Annotated in this window: 4 protein-coding genes; 3 read left to right on the forward strand and 1 reads right to left on the reverse strand. The window is 61.4% G+C overall.

The window, feature by feature from the left end; all coding sequences use genetic code 11:
* Positions 1-558, forward strand: a 558-nt coding sequence (locus EN749_RS32820) for a VWA domain-containing protein (protein WP_128364727.1), incomplete at its 5' end; no start/stop codon positions are given.
* Positions 558-1,256: a DnaJ domain-containing protein gene (locus EN749_RS32825; RefSeq protein ID WP_128364728.1), complete on the forward strand. Its 699-nt coding sequence runs from the start codon at positions 558-560 to the stop codon at positions 1,254-1,256. The genes EN749_RS32820 and EN749_RS32825, both read left to right, overlap by 1 nt.
* Positions 1,257-1,302: 46 nt before the next feature.
* On the opposite strand, the gene EN749_RS32830 is transcribed toward EN749_RS32825, so the two are convergent.
* The gene (locus EN749_RS32830; RefSeq protein ID WP_127810470.1) at positions 1,303-2,712 is read right to left on the reverse strand and encodes a D-alanyl-D-alanine carboxypeptidase; all 1,410 of its coding nucleotides are present in this window, start codon (positions 2,710-2,712) and stop codon (positions 1,303-1,305) included.
* Positions 2,713-2,997: 285 nt separating this feature from the next.
* Between EN749_RS32830 and EN749_RS32835 the strand changes: the two genes are divergently transcribed.
* Positions 2,998-3,327, forward strand: coding sequence for a phasin family protein (locus tag EN749_RS32835; protein ID WP_013531776.1), 330 nt, complete (start codon positions 2,998-3,000; stop codon positions 3,325-3,327).
* Positions 3,328-3,378 lie beyond the last annotated feature (51 nt).

Raw genomic sequence — 3,378 nt, forward strand, 5'->3', positions numbered from 1 at the left:
ACCTGGGATCTGGCCTGCACGCTGCAGGGCCAGATGTTCGACGCAGTCGGCAAGGCCGGAACCCTCAGCGTGCAACTGGTTTATTTTCGCGGCCTCGGCGAGTGCCGTTCGTCGGCTTTCGTGAGCGACACCAATGCCTTGAAGCAGCTGATGACGCGGATCGAATGCCGCAGCGGCCACACCCAGATCGGAAAGGTCCTGACGCATGCGCTGAAACAGACGGCGGCCGCCAAGGTCAATGCGCTGGTCTACATCGGCGACGCGATGGAAGAGAATATCGACGATCTGGCCGAAAAGGCCGGCAGCCTCGGCCTTCATGGCGTTCCTGTCTTCGTGTTTCAGGAAGGCCATGATTCCGGCGCGGAAAAGGCGTTCAAAGAGATTGCGCGGCTTTCCAAGGGGGCTTGGTTCCGATTTGATCGGCGGGCTGCCACGACCTTGGCAGGGCTGCTTTCGGCCGTCGCCGTGTATGCGACCGGCGGGTTGAAGGCGCTCGAAGCCAGGGGCAGGCCGGAAGACCGGCTGATGATCGAGCATCTGCGGGGCGGCGGAAAATAATGGGCGCAATCATCGCTTTTGTAGCGTTGCTTCTGCTGCTTCTCGGCGCGGTGACGATCTTTCTGCGTGCCGAGCCGGCGAAACTGGCGAGCACGCTGCGAACGCTCGGGCCGGCCCTTCTGGCAGTTGTCGGCGTCGCCGTGCTTGTGGTCGGCCGTGAGGGCATCGGCGGCATGATTCTCACCGGGGCAATTGCCTGGTATGGTTCCATGCGAATGAAAGGCCAGCCGGCCGGCCTTGCCCCGGGCAAACGCTCGACGGTGCGCACGGCGGCATTGGAAATGGAGCTCGATCACGATACCGGCGGCCTCGAAGGACTGGTCCTGGCTGGCCGCCACGAAGGCAAGATGCTTGGCGCGATGGGGCTGGCGGAATTGCAACACCTCTACCGCGAACTCTCCAGCGATCCAGAGAGCCGACAGCTGCTAGAGACGTATCTTGACGGCAGATTTCCCGTCTGGCGCAAAAACGCTGAGACGAACGGTGGCGAAGGGCTGGGTGTTCCGCCAAGTCCGGGCGCCATGACTAAGGAGGAGGCCTACAAGGTCCTTGGTCTTGAAGCGGGGGCCGCCGCGGCGGATGTCCGCAAGGCGCACCGCCGCCTGATGCAGCGCCTGCACCCCGATGTCGGCGGCACGTCTTTCCTGGCGGCGCGGATTAACGAAGCCAAGGACGTCTTGCTCTCCAATCACAACTAGTCTCCTTCGACGCAGAATTTTTCCGGGAGATGGCTTGCACGCCGTCCTACTGCTGGACGGCGTAGCACTCGATGTTCTTCTTCTTCAAAGCGGTACAGGCCTTCCAGGCGGCGGTCTTCGAACCGAAGCCACCGAAGCGGGCGCGGTAGTAGGTGACGCCATCCTTGTCGAAGGCGACAGTGAAACCGGAAGCGTCCGCCAGCACCTTGGGCGCCTGCTTGGTGGTCTTGTCGAGAAAGGCCTGGGCCTCGGACTGCTTGGGCGACGAGGCGACCTGAATGGCCCAGCCCGACGGCACCGACGCGGTGTTGACCGGGTCGACAGCCGCGGGCGTCGGCTCGGCATAGGCCGCTACCACCTGGGCCGTCGCGACCTGGGGGGCTGAAACGATGACGGTCTTGACCTTTCTGGTCTTGACGACGGGAGCTGCTTCCTCGGCCTGCGCGGTATCGTCTTCGGCGACCGTGGCGTCCTCGGCAACGATTGCATCGTCCTGCGCTATGACAGGCCTGTCGTCCGGTGTCGGAGCGTCATGCTTGGGCAGAAGAACCTTGGCGAGGGCGGTGATCGGGTTGTTGCCACCGGCCTTGGCGACCAGATCGCCACCGCCGCGAGTCGATGCCCTCGGCAGATAGGTGTTGATCAGGTTGGCCATCTGATTGTCACGGCTGCCGCCCGAGGTGCCGCCCATGACCACGCCGACGATGCGGCGATTGCCATCGGAAACCGACGAGACGAGGTTGAAGCCGGAGGCGCGGGTGTAGCCCGTCTTGATGCCGTCGACACCCTTGATACGTCCGAGCAGGCGGTTGTGGCCGTTGATGCGCTGGCGTCCGTAGAGAAAGGAGCGCTGCGAGAAATAGCCGTAATACTGCGGAAAATGCTCGCGCAACGCGATGCCGAGCGTCGCCATGTCGCGCGCGGTGGTGAACTGGCCGGGGTCGGGCAGGCCATTGGCGTTTCTAAATACGGTGCCGTTCATGCCCAGCGCACGCGCCTTGGCGGTCATCATGCGGGCAAAAGTGGTTTCATTGCCGCCGAGCATTTCGCCGAGCGCGGTCGCCGAGTCATTCGCCGATTTGGTGACGATCGACAGGATCGCGGTCTCGACCGTGACGGAACCGCCCGGCTTCACGCCAAGTTTCGTCGGCGCCTCGGCGGAAGCCTTGGCGGAAAACACCACTGGCGTGTTCCTGCTGATCTTGCCCTTCGCCATAGCTTCGAAGGTCAGGTACAGCGTCATCATCTTGGTCAGCGAAGCCGGGTAGCGCCTGCCGTTGGCATCTGCGGAGTAAAGCACCTTACCGGTCTTGGCATCCACGACGATGGCCGCCTGCCTGGCCGCCAGCGACGAGGCAACGTCGCCAAAAACGAATGTCATCGCCAAGGCGACGATCATCATCGTTTTGAGAGGGGAGGTGGATTTGGAAACGATGCCCAACAACGCCTTACGCACTGGTACTTCCCTTGGATTTCTTCGTTGCGTTGGAGGCGGCAAAGGGTCCTGCCTCGCTTCCGGTCAAGCTACCGGCGCAGCGTTACCAATCCGTTTATGGTAACCGCCGCGTTCACCATTTTCTTCGGGCTTGAGGTTCTCTTTATTCGATTTTTAGCCATTGGCTGCGCAGGCGGGTCCGCAAGCCCGCGAAATCTTGACTTTTGTGCGGCGCACAATATATTATCTTGCATTGCACAAGGGCGCCCCGAAGAAGGACGCCTCAACCGTCAAGGGAATCGTGAAATGACCCAGACCTATGAGGACTTCAGCAAATACGGCAAAGAGTTCGCCGACACCGGATTGAAGAGCTTCGCGTCGCTGTCCAAGGGCGCGCAGGCGATTGCCACCGAGGCTGGTGAATACACCAAGAAGAGTTTTGAAACCGGCAGCGCCACTGTGGAGAAGCTGTTTTCAGCCAAGTCGCTGGAAAAGGCGATCGAGATCCAGTCGGACTACGCCAAGCAGTCCTATGAGGCGTTCGTCGCCGAGGCCACCAAGATCGGCGATCTCTATGCCGAACTCGCCAAGGAAGCTTACAAGCCATTCGAATCGATCGTTGCCAAGGCAAAGTAATTTTCGCCCGACAATTTTCAAGATCCGGCCCTTCGTGGGTGGGGCAGAACC

The organism is Mesorhizobium sp. M7A.F.Ca.ET.027.02.1.1 (assembly GCF_004022985.1).
In the GTDB taxonomy this organism is placed as follows: domain Bacteria; phylum Pseudomonadota; class Alphaproteobacteria; order Rhizobiales; family Rhizobiaceae; genus Mesorhizobium.

Bases quoted from the DNA above. Each gene is read 5' to 3' on its own strand.
- EN749_RS32835 (WP_013531776.1), top strand. From the start codon at position 2,998: ATGACCCAGACCTATGAGGACTTCAGCAAATACGGCAAAGAGTTCGCC.
- EN749_RS32825 (WP_128364728.1), top strand. From the start codon at position 558: ATGGGCGCAATCATCGCTTTTGTAGCGTTGCTTCTGCTGCTTCTCGGC.